This window comes from Sphingobacterium sp. GQ94, assembly GCF_059758715.1.
Genome location: NZ_JCAXEC010000003.1, coordinates 206,204 through 232,096, shown reverse-complemented (window position 1 = coordinate 232,096; position 25,893 = coordinate 206,204). Strand labels below are relative to the sequence as shown.

The window sequence follows — 25,893 nt, the reverse complement described above, 5'->3', positions numbered from 1 at the left end:
TTAATTTTCGGAATTATTATCATTTAAATTGCTATCTAATCAGATACGATCGCTTAAAGTGCCTTAAACATTGAAGGCTTGGGGTTCCTTTAGCAGTGATAGCATTAGATTTCGCAATTTTTATCTTCACAAACTATGGCTGTGAACTAATCTCATATGGTGCACTCGAATGACTTTTAAAAACAGTCCGTATTGGGTAGTTTTCACAGGATAATCTACACCTATAAGAGGTAGATTTATCCTCTGGAACTTCTTGTTCTACGCTGTTGCATACGCGACTAAGGATTTGTTGGCTTTTCAGAAAAAAAAGTTTGAAGCGCTTTTATTTGTTTCAAATTAAGTACCTTTTTTAGTTCCTCTTCAGTTGCCTGTTTAACGCGTTTAACAGATTTAAATTCTTTTAAGACTTTTTCTACTGTTGTCTTTCCAAAACCTGGAATATTGTCCAATTCCGATACAAATGTTTTTCGACTTCGCTGGTTTCTATGGAAAGTAATGCCAAAACGGTGAGCTTCATCCCGCAAGTGTTGTATAATTTTTAATGTCTCAGATCTTTTATCTAAATACAAAGGATATTGATCACCAGGATAATACAACTCTTCCAAGCGTTTTGCTATCCCAATAACAGTTAACTCTTTTTCAATCCCCAAAAACTTTAAACTTTTTAAGGCAGCACCTAATTGTCCCTTTCCGCCATCAATGATAATTAGTTGTGGCAACGGCTCATTCTCTTCTAAAAGTCGTTTGTAACGCCTCAAAACAGCCTCCTCCATCGTCGCAAAATCATTTGGCCCTTCTACTGTTTTAACGTTAAAATGCCTATAATCCTTTTTGGAAGGTTTAGCATCTTTAAAAACAACGATTGCAGAAACTGGAAAATTCCCTTGGATATTTGAATTGTCAAAACATTCAATATGTTTAGGCAGAACGGGTAATCGTAAGTCCTTTTGCATTTGTTTGAGAATTCGTTCAGTTTTGAGATCAGGGTTTAATTTCTCATAATGGGTTAACCTCTCTTTCTTAAAATAAGCAACATTTTTCAAAGAAAGGTCTAATAACTTACGTTTTTCCCCCGATTTAGGCACGACAAATCGAATATGTTCATTCCCTTCCAGATCCAGATCAAAAGGAACAACAATTTCTCTAGAGTGACTTTGAAATCTTGATCGAATTTCAGGAATAGACAAACTAAGTAATTCGGCATCAGTTTCGTCTAATCTTTTCTTCATTTCCACAGTCTGTGTTTGGATGATTACTCCATTAACCACTTTTAAGTAGTTAACAAACGCATAGTTATCTTCGGAGGCAATACTGAAAACATCCACATTGGTAATCGAAGAATTAACAATGGTAGATTTACTCTGATAATTATCAAGCTTGTCTAGCTTCAACTTAAGAAGATGCGCACTCTCAAAGTTCATATCCTGAACTGCTTGTTGCATCTGATTTTTTAAACGATTGGTGACAACAGAAATCTTACCATTCAAGATATCTTTAATATCAGATAGATTCTGGTCATAATCCTCTACCGATTGATAGCCCTGACAAGGACCTTTACAATTCCCTATTTGGTATTCCAAACACACTTTGTATTTACCTGAAGCGATATTCTCAGCAGAGAGATTGAGGCTGCATGTTCGCAATGGAAATAATTCTCTAATCATATCCAAAACCACATGCATCATACCGACAGATGCGTATGGGCCATAATATTTCGAACCGTCCTTGATGTGTTTTCTCGTCCAGAACACCCTTGGAAAAGGTTCATTCTTAATAACAATCCAAGGATAAGTTTTATCATCCTTTAGCATGACATTGTATCTGGGCTGATGCTTTTTGATAAGGTTGTTTTCTAACAACCATGCATCAATTTCGGTATCTACAATCGTAAATGCAATTCTATGGATTTTGCGAACTAAGACTCTAGTCTTACTATTGAGTTGTTGTTCATTGACAAAATAAGACCCCACCCTATTTCTTAGGTTTTTTGCTTTTCCTACATAAATAAGCGTGTCTTCTTTATCAAAATATTGATAAACACCTGGTTTATGCGGGATTTTTGTAAGTTCCAATTTAAAGTCAAATTCCATTTTTACTCATAAAAAAAACCAGACCAAAAATAATAATATAGGTCTGGTCTAAATGTATAAAAGATAGATTTAAAAACCTAACCGTTCATCTTCAATTAATTCGGGTTCTTGTTTATTCGGATCATTGCCATAGAATTGAGAAAAATTAGCACAATCCATCTCAAATCGTGTAATTCCACCTTCAGGCATCGGAAAATCTTCCTGAGAATAATTTAAATCTTTATCCGCATATACTTTTTTCATAAACAAGCCAAATACCGGCATTGCTGCTGCTGCTCCTTGACCATAACGCATGCTACTAAAGCTAATACCACGATCTTCTGCTCCAGTCCATACTCCGGTTACCAGTTCAGGTGTAATACCAATGAACCAAGCATCTGAATTATCATTTGTGGTTCCTGTTTTTCCTCCAATAGGGTTTTTCAGCCCGCCAAAATTAGGATCCCATCTCAATCTCGATGCAGTACCCCCATCGACAACTCCCTTTAGCATTTCGACCATTGCATAAGCTGTTTCACTATTTAAAGCTTTTAGAACTTTTGGTGCTTTATCATAAATAGAAGTCCCATTCTTATCTTCTACGCGTAATATCATGGTTGGTTCAACCCATGTCCCTTGATTTACAAAAGCAGAATAAGCGCCCACCATATCAAAAAGCGAGGCGTCATACGATCCTAAAGCAATGGATAAATTGCTAGGAATATTCGAGGTCACCCCCATGCGTTTGGTTAAATCCGCGACATTTGCCGCCCCGACTTCCGAAATAAGATAAGCCGTTGCATAGTTTTGAGAATACTTAATCGCATTTTTCAAAGTAACCGGGTCTCCTCCCTGAACAGTACCTTTGGGGTCCCAATCACCATATCGTCGTCTATGATTAGGAATTGAAACACACGGCCCATACCCATTATCAATTGCATAAGCATACACAAATGGTTTCGCTGTCGAACCTACCTGCCGGGTACCCAATCGAACTTGATCATATTTAAAGTGCTCAAAATCAATACCACCAACCCAAGCTCGAATATAGCCTGTTTTAGGTTCCATAGACATCATTGCATTCCGCAAAAACAGTTTCGTAAACTTAATGGAATCCATTGGGGTCATTGTTGTATCAACAACACCTTTCCAAGTAAACAATGACATTTGAACCTTTTTATCAAATTCCTTTACAATTTCAGCCTCGGACATTCCGTCAGCTTTTAAAATACGATAACGGTCTGAACGCCTCATACCCGTTTTTAGCAAATTTGCGTTTTTGCCACTGAAAGCGTTCCTGCTTTTCCATTGTTTATCGAATTCTTGTTGTAAACGTTTCATCCACTCCGCCTGAGCATCTTCTGCATATTTTTGCATCTTATAATTGATTGGCGTGTAGACCTTTAACCCATCTCTATCCAAATCGTATGGGGTTCCATCTGGTTTGGTAATGGCTAAACGTTGAAATTCTTTTTTGATCACATCTTTCAGTTCCGCTCTAAAATAGGGAGCCAAACCTTCTCCATAATTGGAAATGGTCAATTTTAGACCTAATGGTTCCTCCTTATATTTTTCAAATTCCTCGCTCGAAATAAAATTTTGATTCCTCATATTTTGAAGAACCAAGTTACGCCGTCTGAGTGCATTTTCAGGGTAGCGTACAGGGGAATATGCACCAGGTCCTTTTAACATACCAACCAAAAGAGCCGCCTGTGCCGGGTTCAATTTGTCAGGTGTCGTATTAAAATAGGTACGTGCTGCGGATTTAATCCCAAATGTATTATATGCCCCAAAGTCAACTGTATTGAAATACATCATAACAATTTCTTCCTTGGTATAATTCCGTTCCAATCGCACTGCAGTTAACCATTCCTGAAACTTTTGCATGATACGCTTCAACGAATTCCTTGCACGTTGTTCCCCAAATAGATTTAAAGCTAATTGCTGAGTAATAGTACTTCCGCCTTGTTTATTTCCTGAAAGTGTTAATAGTACGGTTGTAATTGTTCTTGAGTAATCAATACCTGAGTGCTCATAAAACCGTTTATCTTCTGTTGAGACCAATGCATGAACCAAAAAAGGTGAGAGTTGGCTGTATTTAACATTAGACCGGTTATGAACATAATAAGTACCTAATACATGATTGTCGTCTGTGATAATCTCGGTAGCGAGGTTACTTTTTGGATTTTCAAGATCTTTGAACGTAGGTAATTTACCAAAAACACCGATTCTTACACTCAACAAAAAAATTGCTCCTAAAAACACCAACCCAATTAAAATCTTCCATATATTTCTGGAATATTTTTTTATATCCTCTTCTGTAAGCTTATTATTTTTTGATTCTCTCTTCATTTGTCAATTTAATGAAACCATGAAATTCTCGTTTTGGAACAATGCCCTATTTTGGCATAAAATACATTAAACATGCCAAATTTTCTCAATCTGATACAAAAGTATCATATTTTTCCAATATAATTCATTCGAGGTTGAAACTGAAGTCCAATTTAACTACACAATTTCCCTCCAACAAACTATATAAATTTGAATAATAAGTACAATATTCACCATGCGTATGTGTTATATCATTTGAAATACGGATTATGAGAGGGCACAATACGAAGAAAATTCGTCCGCTAGGATCGTCTGAGTGTTCTATTTTCAGGCTGTCCGACTTCTAAACTTATCTAAGATCATTGATAGTTAATTTAGCAGATTGTTACCTCATTTTTTGAATAAGACAAACGGCATAGGCAACCACCCCCTCTTCCCTTCCAATAAACCCCATGGTTTCATTAGTTGTTGCCTTAATCGAAATATCTTCAATAGACATACCAGCGGCAAGGGCAATATTCTCTTTCATTTGAGCGATATAAGGTTTAATTTTAGGGGCTTCCAAACACAACATTCCATCAATATTGCCAAGCTCCCATCCTTTTTGCTGAATTAATTTAACGCAATGACTCAATAATGCTAAACTATTAGCACCTTTCCATTTATCATCAGTATTTGGAAAATGATAACCAATATCTTCCATATTTGCAGCGCCCAGAATCGCATCACAAATAGCATGAGCTAAAACATCAGCATCTGAATGTCCAAAAGCACCTGAATGGTGATCTAAAGTTACTCCACCAACTACAAACGGATGTCCTGTTTTCATTTGATGAACATCGAATCCGAAACCTACTTTTATTTTCATCATATCACGAAGATACAGAGTAAATCCTTAGGTTTAAAACGAAATAAATGCGTAAAAAAAGGTTGATGCAATTTGGTTCAATAGAAATAAAATTCCTAACCTCTAGCGCTAAATTTATATGCACTCGCGAGCTCTCTTTCGCTTGATAAAAAATAGACATCAAAAAGGGGCTTTGAATCTATCCAAAGCCCCTTTTTGATATCTTAATGTTGTGATTTACACAGATACTTCTTCGTTTACAAATTCGTCATATAATTCACCAAAAGCTTCATAATCTACATCAGAAGCAGGTTCGAAGATACGGATATTGTTTTTCTGAATGTAATCGTTAATCTGAGGATCAGTTTCCGTTTCAAATTTAACCACCACATCGGTAAAAGACAATGCTCCTTTGCAAACGTCTACATAACTACCAGAGCCGTATTCCTTTAACTTTTCTGCCTCAATGTCTGTTTGAGCAGCCATCTCAGCATACCTACTTCCTAAAGAGTCTGCGTCAAAATCCTCTTTATATAGAGAATAAAAAACTTTAGCATCCTTAAAGGTAGGATCGTTTTGGTATACTGTCTTTAAATACGCAGGTACCATAGCAGTAAACCAACCGTGACAATGTACAACATCAGGCGACCATCCTAGTTTTTTCACTGTTTCCAATGCTCCTTTACAGAAGAACAAGGATCGTTCATTGTTGTCATCAAAAAATTTCCCACTTTCATCCCGAAAAACTTTTTTCCGATGGAAATATTCTTCATTGTCCAAAAAGTATACCTGCATCCTTGCCGCCGGCAATGATGCAACTTTAATAATTAGTGGATTGTCATTATTATCCACCACAATGTTCATTCCCGACAACCTTATCACTTCATGAAGACGATTTCTGCGCTCATTTATGTTACCAAAACGCGGCATAAGGATTCGAATTTCAAATCCTTTTTCTTGCATAGCATGTGGCAACTGGCGTGTTATTTCAGAAATTTTACTTAATTCAAGGAAAGGCGACATTTCATGGGTTACAAACAAGATTTTCGTTTTTGCCATCTCCAACTGTTTTTTTTATTGAATAGTAAAATCGGTCCACAAAGATAGTAATAATATATCAATTTATCAATTGATTAATAATCATGCATTTTATAATTTAAAATTAATTCGTCACTTTTGCCCTAATTTTAACTACCAATCGTGAAAATATTTCATAGTAAAAAAGCGCTACAGCAAGAACTAGATCAGTTACGCAAAAATGATAAAATCATTACTCTCATTCCAACCATGGGTGCTTTACATCAAGGCCATCTTTCCTTGATAAACTTTGCCAAACCAAATACGGATATCACTGTAGCAAGTATTTTCGTCAATCCAACCCAGTTTAATGATCCAAAAGATTTAGCTAATTACCCACGACCAATCCAAAGGGATATTGAATTACTAGAATCTGTTGGGTGCGATATATTATTTCTGCCAGAAATTCAGGAAATGTACCCGGAAAGTGACACCCCATGGCACATTGATTTAGGAAATCTCGACAAAATTTGGGAAGGCGAACATAGACCAGGACACTTTAAAGGTGTTACACAAATTGTTTACAAACTTTTTCGTTTGGTGCAACCTAATAAAGCTTGTTTTGGGCAAAAAGATTTTCAACAGGTAATGGTCATTGAAAAAATGATCAAAATCAAAAATTTGGCTATTGAACTAGTAATATGTCCAATTGTTAGAAATGAAAAGGGATTGGCACTGAGCTCTAGAAACGAGCGTTTATCCGATAAAGGTAGAGAAGATGCACTTGCAATTTTTCAAACTTTAACGTACATAAAAAATCATTTTACAGAAAAACCTATCGAGATCCTTCTACAAGAGGCCCAAGATATTATACAAGCAAATCCCTCGGTTGAACTGGAATATCTAAGCATTTGCGAAACAAGCACATTAAAACAAGCTCAGATTATTGAAAACGACGAATCGTATGTTGCATTAATTGTGGCCTGGGTGGAAAAAGTACGATTAATTGACAATATATTACTAACCTAATACAGAAAGATTAGCGCTGTATTGATACAAAAGATTAACTTTGCATTATGATGATCGAAGTAATGAAATCAAAAATTCATAGAGCTCGAGTGACACAAGCTGAATTGAATTATGTGGGAAGTATAACAATTGACCAAGACTTAATGGATGCTGCTGACATCATAGCAAATGAAAGAGTCCAAATTGTTAATAACAACAATGGTGCACGTTTGGAAACTTACGTAATACCTGGGGAAAGAGGAACTGGGACCATTTGTTTGAATGGGGCTGCAGCTCGTCTAGTTCAGGTTGGTGATATTGTTATTATCATCTCCTATGCTTTTATGGAGCGTGAGGAAGCAAAAAGCTATTCTCCTGCACTAGTTTTTCCTGATGAACATAACAAATTAATATAGTGAAAAACCCCCTAAATAATCACAACCTTAAACGGTCAGAAAATAATTAATAACCGTATGCATAAGCATCGCTCATATCGCCTGATTATTGCCCAATTCCTACTCGTATGGATGTGCGGAATAATCACTAGCGGAGTTATATTTATGCACAAAGAAGTCACCGCTCAAGGGGAAGTTGTAACGCATATTCACCCTTATGATCTGGGCGAAAAAAAACACCACAAACATCAATCGGATGATGAAATCCGTTTTCTCGACGTTGTATTTCAAGGGAGTTATCTTAACTGGAACTCCGTTATCTTTTCTGCTCCGATTGACCAAATCCTTTTTTATATAGATTTTGCCCACGACATAAAAAACGAAATCAAACAAGCCGTTTTTACTGTTGGTGGTCGCGCCCCTCCTATCCATTTAGCTTAATTTATTTTTTATTAACCCCAGAGACCTCATACTTTCTGGATTAGATTACAAATGCCGAGACTAGTACGTTAGGCAATGTTGTACAGTATATTTATAGCTAAATACTCATGATATTTTCACACTTCAGGAATTTCCTGATTACAATAACCCTGTGCTCAGGGGTCCAATTCGCTTATGGCCAGATTTCCGGTAAAATTGTGGATGATAAACAAGAACCGATTTCAAATGCGACAATTTTATTAGAGGGTACAAAAATAGGTACTTCCTCTGATAGTTTAGGAAATTTTGAGATCCAAGCCGCCTCGAATTCAGCAAACAAATTGGTTGTTAGTGCCCAAGGTTTTCAAACGAGTAAAAAGCACTTGACGAACTCAGAGAACCAACCTTTAATTATTCAGCTTCTAACAGACAATTTAAACCTCAATGAAGTTGTAGTCAGTGCATCTAGATACGGAATGGAACGAAAAAAAGCTCCAGTAATTGTTAATGTACTGAGTCCAAAACTATTCAATGCAACCCAATCAGTTGCCATGTCTGAAACCTTAAATTATCAACCAGGTGTCCGAGTTGAAAACAACTGTCAAAATTGTGGATTTACTCAAGTTAGACTGAATGGAATGGAAGGTGCTTATTCGCAAATACTAATCAATAGTCGTTCAGTATTTAGTGCTCTGAACAGTGTTTATGGGTTAGACCAAATTCCCACAAGTATGATTGATCGAATAGAAGTTGTCAGAAGTGGCGGATCAGCTCTATTCGGAGCAAATGCTATTGCTGGAACAATTAATATAATTACCAAAGATCCCGTTGAAAATGACTGGCAAATAAAGACTACAAATTCGCTAATAGAAGGAAAAGCATGGGATCATAGTATAGACTTTAACACCTCGTATGTAGACCATGATTTACTCGCCGGGGTTACCTTTTATGGAATGCATCGTAATCGTGAAGCTTATGATGCTAACAACGATGGGTTTTCTGAAATGACCAAATTAAAGAATCTTACTTTTGGCACAAAAGTATTTTATAAACCATCTGAATATAACAAAATCACCTTAGATCTAAGCGTGCTTGATGAATTCCGCAGGGGCGGTGATCAATTGGACTTAGCACCACATTTCACCAAGGTCACCGAACAATTGCAAACCAACTCTCTAATTGGCGGTATTACATTTGATCAATATTCAAAAGACTATAAGCATAAGCTTTCACTGTATACTTCTGCTCAATTTACAGATCGAGAAAGTTTCTATGGGGGGTTAGGAGTTGGAAATACTCATCAAGACTCAGTTTTGGCAGCTAATTCATATGGATTAACGGATGATTTTGCCATGGTTGCCGGTAGTCAATATACGTATACGTTCGATAGCGATGTGATCACCGCAGGTATTGAATTTAATAGTAATCGGACCAAAGACAACATCCCTGGTTATAAAAGAACCATAGATCAAAAAACCCATGCCTTAGGTTCCTATGCTCAATATGAGTGGCATATAATTGAAAATTTAAAATCATTGTTAGGTGCCCGATATGACTACACTTACGTAGATGGAAATTACAAGTTAGGCGAATTCAACCGCAATTCTTCTGAAAGTTTTGGGACCTTCAGCCCTCGGATTACCTTACTTTATGATATTACCGAATATTTACAATTTAGAGGGGGATACGCCAAAGGCTTTAGGGCTCCCCAGGCATTCAATGAGGATATGCATGTTAGTTCTATAGCGGGTCAGCAAGTATTTGTTTTGATTGGAGAAAATTTAAAGACAGAATATTCGAACGCCTATACAGGTTCTTTTAATTTTACACAAAACATAGGATCGGTTCAGACCAGTTTACTATTAGAAGGCTTCTACACAGATTTAAAAAATCCATTTACAAATATTATGACCTCAAATCAAGATGATCTTATTATCGAGGAAATGCGTAATGGTACCGGGGCTAAAGTCTACGGATCTAATATTGAATTAAATGTGGCACCATCAGCAAATTTCACATTTCAGACAGGTGGTACCGTTCAAAGGTCCATGTTTATAGATGAACAGCTATTATTTGAGGGAGAAGACCCATCTCAAAATATAAGTTCAAAACGCTTTGTTCGTACGCCAAACATCTATGGTTACATGAATGCCAATTGGAAACCAGTTGAGTCTTTTAGCCTTGACCTCACAGGTATTTATACAGGCAGTATGATTGTCCCTCATTTAATCGCCAAAGATCAAATGCAGTTAAAATCGTCTAAGGACTTTATAGAATTAAATTTGCGACTTGGTTATACCTTCTCTTTGAAAGAGAATTTCAACATGGAGGTTTTTGGTGGGGTGCAAAATATGTTCAACGCATTCCAAAGAGATTTTGATCATGGCCCGCTTCGGGACTCCAAATATATTTATGGTCCGTCAAAACCTAGGACAATCACTTTTGGCGTTAAAATTGGGCATTTTCACTAATGTATTTCCGGTATATATATCTTTTGCCAGTGTTTGTGCTCGCCCTATTCTTAAGAGCGAATGCGCAGTCTGAACCGCAAATAAATTGGTTAACATTTGAACAGTTGGACGATTCATTAACGAACAATCCAAAACCTGTTTTAATTTTCTTCCAAACTGAATGGTGTAGCTACTGCAAAAAAATGTTGGCTGAAACCTTTTCAGATGAAAAAGTTGCAGAACGACTAACGTCCACTTATTATGCTGTAAAATTTGACGCAGAATCTGTCGATACGATTTTTTTTGATGGAATTCATTACACCAATAGTGTCAAAAGAAAAACTACAGGAAAAAATCACCAGATAGCCAAAATTTTAACGGGGATGCAAAAAAACCTAGTTTTCCCTGTCACAATACTATTAAATGATGATTTCACAATAAGGAGTAGAAAATTTAACTATTTAAGTAGGAAGCAAATATTAAATATTTTATAAATTTACAACAATTAGTGTAGCGATACCTATAAACCTATCGTATTCACTTACATTATTTACGATACTAAAAATTTTATGAAAAACTTTAAATTACTCTTAGTTGCAATTGTAGCCCTATTGAGCGTTAGTTCATGTATGAAAAATGAATATGTGGAAGATAACTCTTGGGAAGAAAACCAAGCAAGAATTGATTCTGTTTTAAAAGCGCAAAAACCAATATTAGAAGCATATGCAATGGAAAACTTCGGTGAAAACCGTCAATATGATGATTCAACGGGTTTTTGGTTTGAGGTTCTAGCAACACCTGAAGAAGGAACAGAAGACGATTTTGAATATTCAATTTCACCTCAAGGTTCTTTCGTTACCCCAAGTGCAAAAGTTAAATACAAGGGACAATTGTTAGACGGAACGGTATTTGACGAGCCATCCTTAGCAACTGATATGCTTATTCGCGTTGGAAGTTCTTATCAACAAGGTGTTATTGCAGCCTGGACTATCGCATTTTACCCAAAAACAGTTATGTTTAATGGAAAAGAATATCATACAGGATTAATTCCTGATGGATTGAAAAAAGGTCACAAAATTAGATTTGTAGCCCCTTCTCCTTACTGCTACGACAATGCGAAACGAGAAAAAATTCCTGCAAACTCTCCACTAGATTTCACTATTGAGGTTGTCGATATTAAAGAAGCTAATTAATAATAGTTAGACTTTTTAAAAAGGGTGTTCCATATGGACTGTCCCCAAAAGTTTGGACAAATTTAGTTATTAGATTTGTAATAATGAGCCCGATATTCCGTCGGGCTCATTCCATTTAAATTCAATTTTTTTATCCGTTTGTTATTGTGTTATCGTATATACTTTATAATATCTCATTTCAATTGATCTGTCGATTCATATCTGTTTAGATAGAAAAGTTCTGACTTTGCTAAGTCATTTTTTTTCAATCATTTTTTTTAATTCCTGCAAAGCTAATGGGAAGGATTTATTCATAGAATTTATATACTCATCTATCGTATCAACCTTAACAATCAGTTCTATCCCGTTTTCGTTCGGCGTAAGTTCGTAACTTTCCAGAGCGTTAGTCCATTTTTCTGTAGCATCATCCATAGGTTGTTCTTCAAAATTTTTTAATTCACCAATATGCCTAAAAACTAACTTTTGTGGAACTATGATTTGGTTTAATATACTGTACATTCCGTCACCCTGTGGTGTAAGTAGATGTATTTTATTTCCCTGCGAAAAACTATCGGTTTTATAATAGCTGCCTTTACAAAAACTATGAGTCCATTTTGTATAACTTTCTTGTTCCCACAGATTATCCCACACTTCATTGGCAGTAGCATCAATCTGTATTTTAAATTGTAAAGTTTGCATTTTTATTATTTTTTCAATTTACTTTCATATAATTTAATCCACTGTTTTACACTAATTTTTGTCATCAATTCGCCAATAAGTGTAAACGGGATTTCTTCTATGTTTTTAAATCGGATGCAGGATTTACCCATATCCAATTTTTGCTTACTGTGTTTAGGATATTCTACCACAAACCAATCCAATAGCTCAAGGTTAGAATAGATACCCATATGATAGAAATTAATCGAGTTTTTTTGCGAAGCAACTCCGGCAAAAGGTAGGGGTTCGGACGGTTTGCAATGATAACCCGCAGGATATATACTATGTGGTACTACATAGCCCAATCCACCATAACTAATCGCAGGTTCAAAACCTTCTGGAAGATTTTTTAAAATAGTGTTATGTAATTTGTTGAAGGCTTCTGCTCGTTCTGGTGGAACTTTTGATAATATTTCTTCTACTGTGTTTCCTTCTGTTTTCATAAATAAGTCAATTTATCTATGTTGATCTATTAAAATATTGTTTAAGTCCGGGTCTGTCAAAGTAATGTGAGCTGGTCCAGTGGTGTTTGTGTCCGCTTCTGTTGATAATACAATGCCACATCTTTTTAAATGCTCTTGAATTGCTCTTACGTCATCAAATCCTTCAATATTTTGTGCGTTTTCGTCCCAACCTGGATTAAAGGTGATAATGTTGTTTTCAAACATCCCCTCAAATAATCCGATGATGGCGTTTCCATTTTTCATTATGAGCCATTTTTGATTGATGTCGCCACCCAAGTCTGAAAACCCCAAATTTTCGTAAAATCTTTTTGATTTATGAATGTCTTTTACTGCAAGACTGATTGAAAATGCTCCTAATTTCATTGTTGTATTCATTTTTATTAAATTCAAAACCCATTTAAATGTTTGTAAAAGCATTATTTACAAATATATAAAAGTGAAAAAATTATTTAGAGTTTTCATAAGCCTTTTTTAGCCATTTTATTATCTAGCGGTCAATCATGTCAAATTGCTTTTTTCTTCGCACACTCACATAAGTGTTATTATGGGTAATTTCAATATCTTCTCAAGTTGAAATTTCAAAAATAAGTTTGTCGTAAATAGGTTTGAAATGTTCTTTGCCTTGATATTGAGTAATAATTAAATCGTCTGTTTTTTAGGCAGAATCGCCATCTGAATTTCTTACTTTATGAGTCACCAGATTGGTAAAACCGTAAGTGAAGTCGTGTTTTTCTTTAAAGAATTTGATGATTTCCCCGTACTTTTCAAAGGTTTATCCATGTTTATGAACAGGTTATCAATCATTGTTTATGTTGCTTGTTCCATATAGTTTTGTTTGCAGTAATTGTTAAAATGATTTAAGGAACTTCTTAAAGTTTGTTTTGAATACTTTTGGGACAACCATCTACGGCTCTTATCCGCTGTATCGCTCCCAATTTTCCGCTTAGCGATACTACTGTGAGCATTACTGTACCGTTGTCGTGGTTCAGCATTGCTTTATTGGTTGCCATAGCTGCTGTTTATGATAGGTTACCACCATTTAAACTAGTAGCCGGTGGCTATTTAATTAAGGTTCAGGATTTCTGCACCGTCCAAAGCAAATGCGGTACACAATTCAAATGCTTTCTGTGATTTGAGTTTGGCAATGTCCAATGCTTGTCCGCTTTTGCCTCCAACTCTTCCATATTTTAAATCCCAATTATTGACGTTTATTTCTAACTTTGTTCCGAAAATTTTAGCTGTTCCCTCAATGGTAATACGTGCCATAATCGGAGCATAACTATTCTTTTTCAGTTCGTTCTTTTTCAAATATAAAAGTAGTTTGAACGTGGACTTTTTTTTCTGTTCTATAACTCAAATGTTTAAAATTAAACATTTGAGTTATAGGGACCATAAAATGGTTATTAAATACTGAAATACAATCAGTTAATCCATATGGTTACCTTTGTTAATCGGCCATGAATTAGTTACCTGACCTTGTATTTTCAAGCCCAAAATCCATCAAACACCGAGTTCCAAACTAAGACTACTATTTTATAAAGCATTGTATAGTAACGGTTTTAATCGTTTTGCTTATTTTTGCTGTTTATTAATCTTTTTACATAAAAGTCTAACACATGAAAATTGCTTTAGCGCAACTAAACTACCATATCGGAAATTTTGAACTAAATAATCAAAAGATAATACATGCAATCTCGCAAGCTAAAAGCAACGGAGCAGATCTCATCGTTTTTGCTGAACTCGCTATTGGAGGGTACCCAGCTAAAGATTTGCTTCGAAATCCAGCATTTCTAAAAAGTTGTCAAGAAAGCCTCAATGAGATAGCCACGCATTGTAAAGACATTGCTTGCATTATTGGAGCTCCAACTGCCAATCAAGATGGTGAGGGCAAAACGCTCTATAATTCGGCGGTATTGATCGAGAACGCAGTAGTGACCCATATTACAAATAAGAGTTTATTACCAGATTATGATGTCTTTGATGAATATCGATATTTCGAACCAAATAAAACAGTTAAATGTATTGAATTTAAATCCAAAACTATTGCCTTAACTATCTGCGAGGATTTATGGGACGATGACGGATTGAATTCATATGTAGGGGATTTGATGCTTGATTTGGCTAGTCAAAATCCTGACCTGATCATCAACATTGCCGCGTCTCCATTCTCCTACTCTCATTTTGAAAATAGAAAAAGAATTCTACAAAAAAACATAAGCAAGGGAGATGCTCCTTTGATCTATGTGAATCAAATTGGAGCTCAAACAGATATTATTTTTGATGGTAGATCACTTGCTTTTAATAGAAACGGAGAAATTATTCAAGAATTAAAGGGATTCCAAGAAGACTTGCAATATGTGTATTTTCAAGACAAGGAGTTAACTAACCAAGATCAACCTAAAGATTACAAAGAGCCCACAGAAATTTCCTTAATACATGACGCTCTTATCCTTGGTTTAAGTGATTATTTCAGTAAATCTGGATTTAAAAAAGCAGTTATAGGGTTGTCAGGGGGGATAGATTCCGCCTTAGTAGCGACATTAGCATCTAAAGCATTAGGAGCTGAGAATGTACTTTGTGTTTTGATGCCATCGATTTATTCTAGCGATCACTCTATTAAAGATGCCTTGGATTTAGTAGCGAATCTAGGTTGTAATCATCGAATAATTCCAATTAAAGATATTGCTTCTGCGTTCGAGAGTTCCTTGGAAGAAACATTTGCTAATTTACCAAAAGATACTACAGAGGAAAACATACAAGCACGGAGCCGTGGAACATTATTGATGGCTATTTCCAATAAATTTGGTCATATTTTATTGAATACATCAAACAAAAGCGAAGCTGCCGTAGGTTATGGTACCCTATATGGAGACATGGCAGGTTCATTAGCTGTCATTGGAGATATTTATAAAACCCAGGTGTATCAACTTGCCCAGTATATCAATAAAGAGCAAGTAATTATTCCGATAAATAGCATTGTTAAACCCCCTTCTGCGGAATTAAGGCCTGGCCAAAAAGATTCCGATTCACTCCCTGATTATGATCTATTGGATTCTATACTGTTTCAACTTATTGAAAAGGAAAAATCCACTCAAGAAGTTCTTAATTTAGGATTCCAACACGATGTTGTTAGGAGAATCAACAAACTTCTTAACAATGCCGAGTTTAAACGTTTTCAAGGCCCACCTATCCTAAGAGTGAGCTCCAAAGCATTTGGATCAGGAAGGGTCATGCCGTTGGTAATGAAACATTCATTTGGAGATTAAACTTTCATAAAGATTTTTAGTCAAAAAGTAAAACGAGAATTATGAAAACTATTTGGTCCTTTTTCATTACAGGAGTGCTGATTTTATTCGCATCTTGTAGCGGGTATAAATACAATACAACTCGGGTACAGAGTTTAGATTTTTCCCAATATAAAACCTATGGTTGGTTGCCCCCAGTGGACTCTGAATCAAAAAACTATTTTACAAGCGATATAGCAAGAGATAATATCTTATCAACTGCAAATCGAGAAATTGAAACTCGAGGATTAACATATAGTAAAGAAAATCCTGATATTTTATTTCGATATGTAGCTATCGTTAATAATAAAAGCCGAATGGTGTATAGCAATTCAGGTTATTACGGCATGGGTTGGGGTCGTCCTTTTGGATATGGTTGGGGCTTTGGTACCGGATTTCCAATTGGGAAAGAAAAGGTTCGTTATTCCCACCTGATCATTGAAGCACTTGACCGGAATAAAAATTCCGTAATATGGCAAGCTAGAGGTTCAGGAATAATTGACTCGCCGGAAAAATCCATTAATAAATTACCAGAAGTGGTAAAGGGTATTTTTAAAGAATATCCATTAAAATAAAGGACTCAATAGAAGAATAAATGTTTTTTTAGACTCTAATTCTGAAGGATTCAAACTTTTAGTATAAGATTAAAGAGTTTCCCCTTAAATAGTTAAGGGGAAACTCTTTTTTTATGACCAATTGAAAACAGGCTAAATTGATGGACGTTGCTTCAAATAAAATGGGACTTCAACATGATCTTTGGATTTATTTTTAATAAGTTCCGCAGCCAATTTCCCCATTTTTTCAAAGTCAGTGGAAATAGTTGTAATTCCATTCAAAATAAATTGTTTCAAAGGTGTTTCATTGTATGAGATAACACCTACGTCTTTGCCAATTTGCCGTTTCTTACTAATGATCATATCAAGTAATTTAACAAGATCGTCCTCAGCAATATTTATATAACACGTTCCATTGGATATCTTTTCTTTATCTAATTCGCTAACTAAACTATGGTTAAACGCGTATTGTTGAGCAAATTTGTAGAAGCCTTTGATAATGGCTTTGGGATAATCACTATTGTCAGGGAAAATTAATTTTATAGTGTCATATTTACTTAACGCCGGCAAAGCCTCTTCCAAGGCGCCATAAATATCCTTTTCATAATTTTCGTAAACTGCAGCAAAATCTCCGGCTATGTCACCTATGAATTTACCAAGCAACACGAGCTTTTCTTTCGGAATGAGTTTATTGATTACTTCGGAGGCTTGGTCTCTCCCCTCTTTAAAATGAGGGAATAACACATAGTAATCGTAAGTTTTCGTGAAATTCCCTAATAAGGTTCGCAGATACGATATATCACTATTGTAAACAAAAAGATCGATTGCAGCGTCATCTTTTAACTCCTCTGCAAATGAATCATAAACTATCTTCTTATGAGCACTTAGCTTATTGAGCAACAGCGCAATCTTCTGCCTTTGTTTTACATCAATGGTTGCTACATAATACCCTTTTCCAGGAATAGAAGCTATTACCTCAGAATTCTTTAAAAACTTATATGCCTTCTCAACAGTGTCTCTAGAAATATCCACATAAACACTCAGTTCATTAATAGATGGCAACATATCGTCCTTTTCAAGGGTACCGTGTTTTACAGCATCTATAATTGCACTGGCTAATTGTTGATATTTTGGTGTGGCCGAAAAATCACTAATTTGAATAGTTTTCAAAAAATCATTTACCTTACTTGTCATGTTCTGGTCAGAGATTCGATATAGGTTTATACTCTTTTCCATCCTAAGGTAAGTAAAATACTTGTTTTAATGGAGTACAAAGAGGAGAATTATCTGAATTTGTTTCCATCAAATCTTTCATATATGCCCACCATTCCTTCATAATAGGATCTTCTTTTAAAGAATCCTCGTTAAAATAATCGTGTCTTTTTTGTATAGCAAAGAGGTCCAGTGTTTTGGGATCAAGAAATATTGCATAGTCATAAATGCCATTTTCTTCAAGAAGTGTTAATAGTTTAGGCCATATTTCCTGATGTCTCCGAAAATATTCACTTTCAAATCCATTCTTAAGTTTCATTTTAAATGCAATTTGTTGCATAGCCTATCCTTTAGAATCAACATTAAATTCATATTTACCAGACCCCAATTCGACGATTACGAATCCGTCCTTTTGGCTAATTGATCGAACGTAGGATTGTTTATTTAGTCCTTTTCCATTCAATAAGATAGCACTAGGTTTATCCGTTTTAATGTAGCAAAATGCGGTAATATTTATCGGGATTTCAATATTTTGAACACGCTTACCCTTTGAAACTTTCCACGAACTTGAGATTTCCCCTGCAATAGAACGGTAACTTCCTTCAACTTTAGTTACACTATAATCACCAATCTCAGGCTTGATTATGATTTGTTGGTATCCATTTTGAATGGCTTTAATACCAATCATATTTTCGAACATCCATTCATTCACAGATCCAAAGGCATAATGGCTAAAAGAATTCATTGCGGCATTATGGACAAATCCCTTATCCTTAGTAAAACTATCCCAACGTTCCCAAATGGATGTTGCTCCATTAGCAACCTCATAACCCAAAGAAGGATATTCAGTACTCAACATCAGACTATACGCTTTATCTGTTGATCCTGAAAGCGATAATGCTGGTAATAAGGGCTTAAAACCTAAGAAACCAGTACTAAGTTTATTTCCATTTTTTTCAACTAATTCTCTCAAATATTTACCCGCAATTTCAGAATCCTTGTGGTCTAGTATTCCAAAATAAAGTGCATTAGCATAAGCAGTTTGAGTATGACCGTAGAATCCATTCTGTCCTTCTACATACCCTGCTCCATTTCCATAAACTTTGGCATCAGTCTTTAATGTGCCATTCTCTTGCATATAATGTTTTTTAAATCCTTGACGAACCAATTCCATTTCATTTTCATAGGTTTTTGCAAGATTTTGTTCATCAATAGAATGGCACATTTCTGCCATAAGTTTATTACAATAATAGTAATACATAGTGGCCAGTAAATCAGGACTGGTTTTATCTCCAACAGACAACCAATCACCAAAACCACCCTTAGGTGTAACGTCCTCAAAGGACCCCTCTACCAGAACGTGGTCTTTGGTTCTTTTCTTTAAAAACTCCATAAACTTGCGCATATATGGAAGTGATTCTTTGACGATTAGACGGTCATCATAGGCTTTAAAAATCTCATAAGTACAAATGATGCCGGCCTCAGACCAACCTGGTGAAAAAGCATCATCTGCACGAATGGCAGCTACGCCCTTTTCATTAACTGGCATTGGAGCATAAACAGGGAATGCCCCATTTGGCCATTGTGCATCATTTAAATCTTTGATCCATTTTTTATGGAAAGGTGCTACATCAGCATTATAGATTGCTGATCGCATATAAATTTGTGCATCCCCTGTCCAGCCCAAACGTTCATCACGTTGCGGACAATCGGTAGGTACATCCAAATAGTTAGCCCATTGCGTCCAAACGATATTACTGTATAACTGATTTAACATTTCGCTATCTGAGGAAAACTTCCCGACTTGCTGAAGGTTAGAACTCAGCGCAAGACCTGTTAAAAAATCCTTTTGAGGAGCAGATTTCAACCCGGAGATTTCTACATATTGAAATCCATGAAAAGTAAAACTAGGGCTCCATATCTCTTCCTTGTCCTGTCCAGAAAAAACATACGTGTCTGTTCCACGCGCCCTTCTTAGATTCTCTGTCATCAAACTCCCATCAGTATGTAACATTTCGCCATATCGAAAAACTAATGAATCCCCTGCTAAGCCCTTCATCTTCAACCGAACTATTCCAGCAAAGTTTTGACCGAAATCAACTATATACTTTCCTTGGGCATTTTTTGTAATGGATTTGGCAGATAACTCTTTAATCACCCGTACTGGATTACTCGGATATAGCTCTAATAACTGATTTTGTTGATTTGGAAATTCATTCACATTTTCCCAATTCTTATCATTAAAACCGATGAGATTCCAACCATCAGGTTCTTTGTTAGCATCGTGTGTTTCACCTTCTAAGAAATCAGATTCCTGTACTGCTCCTGTCGAGGTCTTCCAAGAATCATCCGTGTAAAAAATTTCCTTTGAACCATCTTTATATACAACATCTATTTGTGCTTTTAATAAGGGAAATTTTCCGTAAAATTGATTTACCTGTGGAGAGCCAACTAATAATGCATACCCCAGATAACCTGCATACCAACCGTTTGAAAGAATAGCGCCTAAAGCATTTTCGCCAGATTTTAAATGATGACTCACATCATAAACATTATAATAAACTCGTTTATTATAATCTGACCAACCTGAAGCAAAGTAATCATCGCCTATTTTTTCTCCATTAATATAAAAATTATGTAGGCCTAAAGAACTAATATAGAGGCGAGCAGATTTAATCTCTTTTTTAATCTGAACTTCTTTCCGGATATATGGTGATGGGGGTAAATGGTACTCTCCTTTCTTCGCTAGATAATTCAAATCCTTACCGATCCATTTAGCTTGCCATTGTGTGGCATTAAGTTTTGCCATCTCCCAGCTTGAAGATTCACTCCAAGCTCCTGATTGATCCTTTTGGTTCCAGGCCATAGTTTTCCAATAGACCTTTTGTCCTGATTCTAGAGGTTTTCCAGCATATGGGATCTGATTAGTCCTTGTACTAATTATTTTCTTCGTATCCCAAAGATCCCCTTGGTTCTGCTTGATTTTTTCAATAGAAGAGGCGACAATGATTCGATAAGCCGATTGATACAAGTTATACCCATTTCCTTTAAGTTCCCAACTCAATCTTGGACTTATCTGCTCAATAAATGGTTGCTCCTTATACTCTACCCTAAGATAGGATGGTTGAATTCCCTGGGCAAAACTTTCAGCAGTAACTACCCAAAAAATTAAGGAAAGTAATAGGTAGAAAAAATTCTTCAAATTCATTATTTTATAATTTTAATTTCTTTAGGAGCATCTATTTCAGAAATAATTTTTCCGTTTGCATCCTTGGTATGTTTAACTCGAATGGTTCCATATTTTGTCGGAAATGTACCTTCGGCATAACTCAAATGGCCAAGATTTGGTTTAATACGATACGCCTTTCCACCTGGCTGAACAACCTTTATTCCTAAGACATGCTCCGATAACCAGATTGTAGGACCAGATGCCCATCCATGGGCAAAACTATGGCGATGTCCAACATAACAATAAGCGCCAAAATCACCATGGATATCCACCTTACCTTCCGGCACTAGCTCATCTATTCGGCTAGCATTCGGCAGCCAATCCATATTAAAATCCTCCCAGAAAGTTGTTGCCCCTAAATCCAACATCGCTCCCCAGTATTCTGAAATGATATCCATTGCTTCGTCATATTTCCCGGCTTTTGCCATAGCCTCCAACATATAATACCCATAAAAAGTTGAAAACTTCTTAGCGCCTCCTATTTTTAGAACTTCATGATAAGCTTTGTCCTTATCCATCAACCCCACCAATGACATCAACGCAGCCGCCTGTTTGGAATTATTATGCTTAGGCACCACTTTTCTCATTTCCAAAACCGTTTGATCGCATAATTTTTTCGTTTGTTGATCGTTCAAAAACGAACTAATTTCTGACGCTTTTTCCAACGCCAATATGGTCATCGCTTGCAATCCAGCATGAACAGCTAAACTATCCTCACTAGATGGCCAATCCAAAAATCGAGTTCCATCCATATGTTCTTTACCATCAACTACTTTAGTCAGAATTTGCTTTACAAGACCCTGCAAATAAGGCTTTTGAGCCTTCAAGTATTCTAAATCCCCATGAGCCATATACCAATCATAATGCAGAACTATCCACCACATGGAATACGTACTTATTCCGCACATCCATCCAGGTAAAGGAGTTGACTCTCTTGCTAAATCCAAACTTTTTGGTACAACCTCATTATAGCCAAATACAGTATTAACGGTTGCAACCTCTGGATGCAGGTCACCGACCCAAACCAATCGGTCCCGCTTAATAGCATCCCATAAGTAGTCTTGCATATTTAAATGCACTGTATATGCTCCTACGTCCCATATTTTATTCAGCCGTTCGTCACTGCTTTTAAAAGAACCTATATAAGGTAGGTCACGATAAGTAGAAATCACTCGAACCTCTCTTAAATGAAGCTCCGCTTCCGAATCCAAAAAATCAATTCTGACAAATCTGAACCCAGATTCACCACTCTGATTTTTACCTAACCAAGGAAGTTGCATTTTAAAATCGCGCATTGCATGATCATTTGTTGCACCTTTATCACCAATATTTGACATGGCCTCACTAACCGATTCACCAAAGCGAATACGAACATTCCGCGGAACATTTCCACCTGACCACATTCCAGTAACGATTTCAACAGCGCCATTAAGTTCCTTTCCAAAATCCAACAGAATCGAGCTTTTTTGCTCTCCCTTGTTCTTTAAGATTGTGATTTGATCATTCGTAAGATTTGCCTGCCCATCTCCATCAAGCATAAGATTTTCACCTTTTTGAATATCACCTTGTTGCCATATAATCCGAGTGGGGTAAACATATTCCCTTGTTAAAGGGCTGATATGTTTGGCATTATCGCTTAATTTGGTTTGTGCATGCCCACTCAGGGCGATAAAAAAAATACAATAAATAAGAATAAATATAGAATTTGTCTTCATGGTTACTATAGGTTTGATCAGCATTAATGCCTAAATGTATACATTGAAAATGATATGACTATCCTGCACCCTCATGACGAAACAGGAGCTTAATGAATTGGGAGCTTCAAAACTAATATTCAGAAGTCTTACAAACTGTACTTCCCAGAAAGTACTTCGTACGTTTTAAATCCCTCTTCCTGAGAAGGCAGTTCTTTAATGCTTTTGGGATAGCCAGATATATTTACATTTTCATTCTTTGGAATTTTTAAGATAGCGGTTGAATTCACGGGAACATTAATTTCCAAGAATAAACGTTCTTTTGTTCTCTTCCAATGACAGGTAATTAAGCCAACAGGTGAATTAAAACTTGCATTCACCCAATCTAGGTGTGTTTCTTGCCCAGTGGGTGGTTGTACCAGAAATTTTGTATACCCTGGTTCCAACATTTTGATACCTCCTAAACCGTCTATCATCCATGCCCCTGGGTAGAGATAGGAACTATGAAGTAACGAATGTCCAGGTAAATCCTTTTCCCACATTTCCCAAATTGTTGTGGCATCATTTTCTTTCATATAACCCCAACTTGGATAATCCGTTTTACTGGTCATACTGTATATTAAATCATTACGATTATTGTCTCGGAGCCATTTAAAAAGCAACGCACCGCCGGTAATTCCTGCATGAATATGTCCTTTACGGGTTACTAAAATTTCCTTCTCCAAACTCGCTATTATTCTAGGTTTTTCAAAATCTGGAGGTACATCGGCTAATAATGCTGCCGCTAAGTTTGCCATTGACCCATCGGCATAGTTGGCTTCTTCTTGATTGTAGAATCTTGCATGGATAGCCGCCGAAGATGCTTCAGCTTTATCAATCCAGGTTTTGGCTTGTATTTCCTCCCCTAACAAAGTGGCAATTTTTGCCGCTGTACGTAAATTATATACCCGATAGGAATTATTTAAGGCCAGTGTTTCTTCTTTGTCATTATTCATACCCTCTGCTGTTGCATTTGGCCATAACCAATCCCCAAGAAAATCCCAGGTGCCCCCAAAGCGTTGCAATAGATCATTTTTTACCTCAGTATCTAAAAAAGCAAGCCAAGCTTTTATTAGCTCATAATTTTCGCTCAGCACTTTTTTATCTCCATAATGCTGATACATAAAATATGGGAGAGAAACGACAATTCCACCCCATGATGGACCTCCACCACCCCAATAGGTTGGTGCAGTATGTGGTAATATGCCATTATTCATAACCCTTCCACTTGTTACAGCCTTTCGTGCATAATTTTTATCACGCATATTTCCAACCATTGGTTCTGTGCCCTGAACATCTCTCCAATCCTGCATCCATTTAGAATAAAAAGCCCCAAGTTGATAATTCATCATTCCGGTCTCACTGGTGGCGTGAGCATCACCTCCATAGCCCATTCTTTCCCTTTGCGGGCAGTCTACAATAAAACCTCCAATTGATAAATTTTCGAATGTCCACTTTATGCGCTCGTATAACCAATTTTGCAATTCATCTGAACTTTGAAAGGTTGATGCATTCTGAAAATCAGTTCGGATCATCCATCCTTTAATGTCTTCTAAATCTGGCTTCTCAGAGAGCCCTTTAATGGTGATCCAACGCCCTGAACTATAATTGAAACGGTTTCTAAATACTCCTTTTAATCCCTCACCAATAATAAAGGCACTGTGTAGATTAAATGTCTTTTCCTCTAATTCTCGTTCGGAATATAAAAACTCAACGGTATCTCCGGGGTTACCTTTCACCTTTATTTGCGTCCATCCTGCAAAGTTTTCTCCCATGTCAACACGAAAACTGCCATCGTTTTGCTCTTTAATACTAATGGGTTTGATTTCTTTTGCTTTTATATTCCCATGGGTATTGGACGCTGAAATATTTAAGTTTAGTGTATACTCCTTGGCATTTCTCCATTTGCTATCATCAAATTCAGGGGTATTCCAATCGTGTTCATTTTTTCTATCATCCCATAATTCTCCTCCCATTTTGCCAAAATCCCATGAACCAATTAGTCGGTTTGGAGAATCTTGATGTTTCCAACTATTGTCAGAAACTAATTTATGCATTACTGTATTTGCTTGCTCTCCTTTTGAATACAGATTAGCTTGAGCAGTAAACATTGGCAGCAAAGGTCTAGAACCATCTAAATCATAGGCAGGAAATATCGACCAGGAGGTCCCCAGCCATACGCCAATCACATTCTTGCCTTTTTTAAGAAATGGTGCTATATCATATACCACATAACGAGCTCTTTTGGTATGATCGCTCACCGTCGGAGCTAAAACTTCATCGCCCACCCGAACACCGTTCACATACAGTTCGTGATAACCAATTGAGGCCAAATAAAAATTTGCTTTTTCAACAGATTTCGGCAGTTCGAATGTTTTTCTAAACCATGGATCCCAAATGTTACAATCAACCTGATTTGGATCATAAAGCTCAGTTCCGCCAATCCATTTACCTTCCCATAAATTATTTTCCATTAACCCAGTTGTCCATTTTGAGATCTGACTCCAAGCGGATTGCTGATCATCCTGGTCTTTAACCGACACTTTCCAATAATAGGTTTGGTCAGAAAGCAAATCAGCTCCCTGATAGGTAATCTGACTCATGTCATTGGAACTAATCCAACCCGAATCCCAAGATTCTGCTTTATCAGCCAAAAGGTATTCCTTTGACTTTGAAACCAAGATTCGGAAGGAACGTTGATTTTGCGCAAATTTATTTTTTTTCTGACTCAGTAAAGTCCAGCTAAAACGTGGTCTTGGTTGATCTAGTCCAATGGGGTTTGTTAAGTATTCTATTTTCAGATCCACAGGTAATAGTGGAGATTTTGCAACACTCATTCCATAAATACTGAACAATAAAAGTATGATAATAAAACATTTGTTTGGACGATTTACTTCAAGCATGGTATTAGAATTAGGTTAGATTCCTAAAAATATAAAATCCAACCAACAAATGTTCGAAATCTTAAATTTTGTACAGCAGGATAGTACA

At 36.3% G+C, this 25,893-nt stretch carries 21 protein-coding genes; 8 read left to right on the top strand and 13 right to left on the bottom strand.

Features of this window, described 5'->3' with window-relative positions; genetic code table 11:
• Window positions 1-278 precede the first annotated feature (278 nt).
• From uvrC to AC6CHH_RS04390, 4 genes are all read right to left on the bottom strand, one after another.
• Entirely contained in the window at window positions 279-2,090 is a 1,812-nt protein-coding gene (uvrC, locus tag AC6CHH_RS04405; RefSeq protein ID WP_498280128.1) for an excinuclease ABC subunit UvrC, read from the bottom strand.
• A 69-nt stretch (window positions 2,091-2,159) separates the two neighbouring features.
• The gene (locus AC6CHH_RS04400) at window positions 2,160-4,421 is read right to left on the bottom strand and encodes a penicillin-binding protein 1A (protein WP_498280126.1); all 2,262 of its coding nucleotides are present in this window, start codon (window positions 4,419-4,421) and stop codon (window positions 2,160-2,162) included.
• A gap of 364 nt (window positions 4,422-4,785) precedes the next feature.
• Window positions 4,786-5,268 carry a 2-C-methyl-D-erythritol 2,4-cyclodiphosphate synthase gene (gene ispF / locus AC6CHH_RS04395; protein WP_498280394.1) on the bottom strand — a complete coding sequence of 161 codons (483 nt, stop codon included), beginning with the start codon at window positions 5,266-5,268 and terminating at the stop codon, window positions 4,786-4,788.
• 216 nt (window positions 5,269-5,484) lie between these two features.
• Window positions 5,485-6,306 carry a glycogen/starch synthase gene (locus AC6CHH_RS04390; protein WP_498280124.1) on the bottom strand — a complete coding sequence of 274 codons (822 nt, stop codon included), beginning with the start codon at window positions 6,304-6,306 and terminating at the stop codon, window positions 5,485-5,487.
• A gap of 141 nt (window positions 6,307-6,447) precedes the next feature.
• Here AC6CHH_RS04390 and panC point away from each other — a divergent pair, with 141 nt between their 5' ends.
• The 6 genes from panC to AC6CHH_RS04360 all read left to right on the top strand — a co-directional run bounded on the left by panC (window position 6,448) and on the right by AC6CHH_RS04360 (window position 11,730).
• Window positions 6,448-7,293, top strand: a complete 846-nt coding sequence (panC, locus tag AC6CHH_RS04385) for a pantoate--beta-alanine ligase (RefSeq protein ID WP_498280122.1) — start codon at window positions 6,448-6,450, stop codon at window positions 7,291-7,293.
• 47 nt (window positions 7,294-7,340) lie between these two features.
• Window positions 7,341-7,688, top strand: a complete 348-nt coding sequence (panD, locus tag AC6CHH_RS04380) for an aspartate 1-decarboxylase (RefSeq protein WP_498280120.1) — start codon at window positions 7,341-7,343, stop codon at window positions 7,686-7,688.
• 57 nt (window positions 7,689-7,745) lie between these two features.
• Window positions 7,746-8,108, top strand: coding sequence for a DUF8478 family putative metalloprotein (locus AC6CHH_RS04375; protein ID WP_498280118.1), 363 nt, complete (start codon window positions 7,746-7,748; stop codon window positions 8,106-8,108).
• Window positions 8,109-8,215: 107 nt separating this feature from the next.
• Window positions 8,216-10,558 carry a TonB-dependent receptor gene (locus tag AC6CHH_RS04370; protein ID WP_498280116.1) on the top strand — a complete coding sequence of 781 codons (2,343 nt, stop codon included), beginning with the start codon at window positions 8,216-8,218 and terminating at the stop codon, window positions 10,556-10,558.
• Complete coding sequence (locus tag AC6CHH_RS04365) at window positions 10,558-11,031, top strand: thioredoxin family protein (protein WP_498280114.1); 474 nt, start codon at window positions 10,558-10,560, stop codon at window positions 11,029-11,031. The genes AC6CHH_RS04370 and AC6CHH_RS04365 overlap by 1 nt, the downstream gene beginning before the upstream one ends.
• A 75-nt stretch (window positions 11,032-11,106) precedes the next feature.
• Window positions 11,107-11,730 carry an FKBP-type peptidyl-prolyl cis-trans isomerase gene (locus AC6CHH_RS04360; RefSeq protein ID WP_498280112.1) on the top strand — a complete coding sequence of 208 codons (624 nt, stop codon included), beginning with the start codon at window positions 11,107-11,109 and terminating at the stop codon, window positions 11,728-11,730.
• 234 nt (window positions 11,731-11,964) lie between these two features.
• On the opposite strand, the gene AC6CHH_RS04355 is transcribed toward AC6CHH_RS04360, so the two are convergent.
• The 4 genes from AC6CHH_RS04355 to AC6CHH_RS04340 all read right to left on the bottom strand — a co-directional run bounded on the left by AC6CHH_RS04355 (window position 11,965) and on the right by AC6CHH_RS04340 (window position 14,198).
• Window positions 11,965-12,408, bottom strand: a complete 444-nt coding sequence (locus AC6CHH_RS04355; RefSeq protein ID WP_498280110.1) for an SRPBCC family protein — start codon at window positions 12,406-12,408, stop codon at window positions 11,965-11,967.
• A gap of 5 nt (window positions 12,409-12,413) precedes the next feature.
• Complete coding sequence (locus AC6CHH_RS04350; protein WP_498280108.1) at window positions 12,414-12,869, bottom strand: DUF1801 domain-containing protein; 456 nt, start codon at window positions 12,867-12,869, stop codon at window positions 12,414-12,416.
• Window positions 12,870-12,881: 12 nt separating this feature from the next.
• Window positions 12,882-13,253, bottom strand: coding sequence for a VOC family protein (locus AC6CHH_RS04345; protein WP_498280106.1), 372 nt, complete (start codon window positions 13,251-13,253; stop codon window positions 12,882-12,884).
• 699 nt (window positions 13,254-13,952) lie between these two features.
• Window positions 13,953-14,198 (bottom strand): Arm DNA-binding domain-containing protein, encoded by a 246-nt coding sequence (locus tag AC6CHH_RS04340; RefSeq protein ID WP_498280104.1) that lies wholly within the window; start codon window positions 14,196-14,198, stop codon window positions 13,953-13,955.
• Between the two features lie 308 nt (window positions 14,199-14,506).
• Between AC6CHH_RS04340 and AC6CHH_RS04335 the strand changes: the two genes are divergently transcribed.
• On the top strand, window positions 14,507-16,156 hold the full coding sequence (locus AC6CHH_RS04335) for an NAD+ synthase (protein ID WP_498280102.1): 1,650 nt from the start codon (window positions 14,507-14,509) through the stop codon (window positions 16,154-16,156).
• A 41-nt stretch (window positions 16,157-16,197) separates the two neighbouring features.
• On the top strand, window positions 16,198-16,749 hold the full coding sequence (locus AC6CHH_RS04330; protein WP_498280100.1) for a DUF4136 domain-containing protein: 552 nt from the start codon (window positions 16,198-16,200) through the stop codon (window positions 16,747-16,749).
• Between the two features lie 132 nt (window positions 16,750-16,881).
• Here the strand turns inward: AC6CHH_RS04330 and AC6CHH_RS04325 are convergent, their stop codons facing one another.
• From AC6CHH_RS04325 to AC6CHH_RS04305, 5 genes are all read right to left on the bottom strand, one after another.
• Window positions 16,882-17,964 (bottom strand): GntR family transcriptional regulator, encoded by a 1,083-nt coding sequence (locus AC6CHH_RS04325; protein WP_498280098.1) that lies wholly within the window; start codon window positions 17,962-17,964, stop codon window positions 16,882-16,884.
• 1 nt (window position 17,965) lies between these two features.
• Window positions 17,966-18,280 (bottom strand): L-rhamnose mutarotase, encoded by a 315-nt coding sequence (locus AC6CHH_RS04320; RefSeq protein ID WP_498280096.1) that lies wholly within the window; start codon window positions 18,278-18,280, stop codon window positions 17,966-17,968.
• 3 nt (window positions 18,281-18,283) lie between these two features.
• A complete protein-coding gene (locus tag AC6CHH_RS04315) occupies window positions 18,284-21,148 on the bottom strand; it encodes an alpha-L-rhamnosidase (RefSeq protein WP_498280094.1) in 2,865 nt (954 codons plus the stop codon).
• On the bottom strand, window positions 21,148-22,884 hold the full coding sequence (locus AC6CHH_RS04310) for an alpha-L-rhamnosidase-related protein (protein WP_498280092.1): 1,737 nt from the start codon (window positions 22,882-22,884) through the stop codon (window positions 21,148-21,150). Before AC6CHH_RS04310 ends, AC6CHH_RS04315 begins: the two co-directional genes overlap by 1 nt.
• A 128-nt stretch (window positions 22,885-23,012) precedes the next feature.
• Entirely contained in the window at window positions 23,013-25,805 is a 2,793-nt protein-coding gene (locus tag AC6CHH_RS04305) for a family 78 glycoside hydrolase catalytic domain (protein WP_498280090.1), read from the bottom strand.
• Window positions 25,806-25,893: the final 88 nt, after the last annotated feature.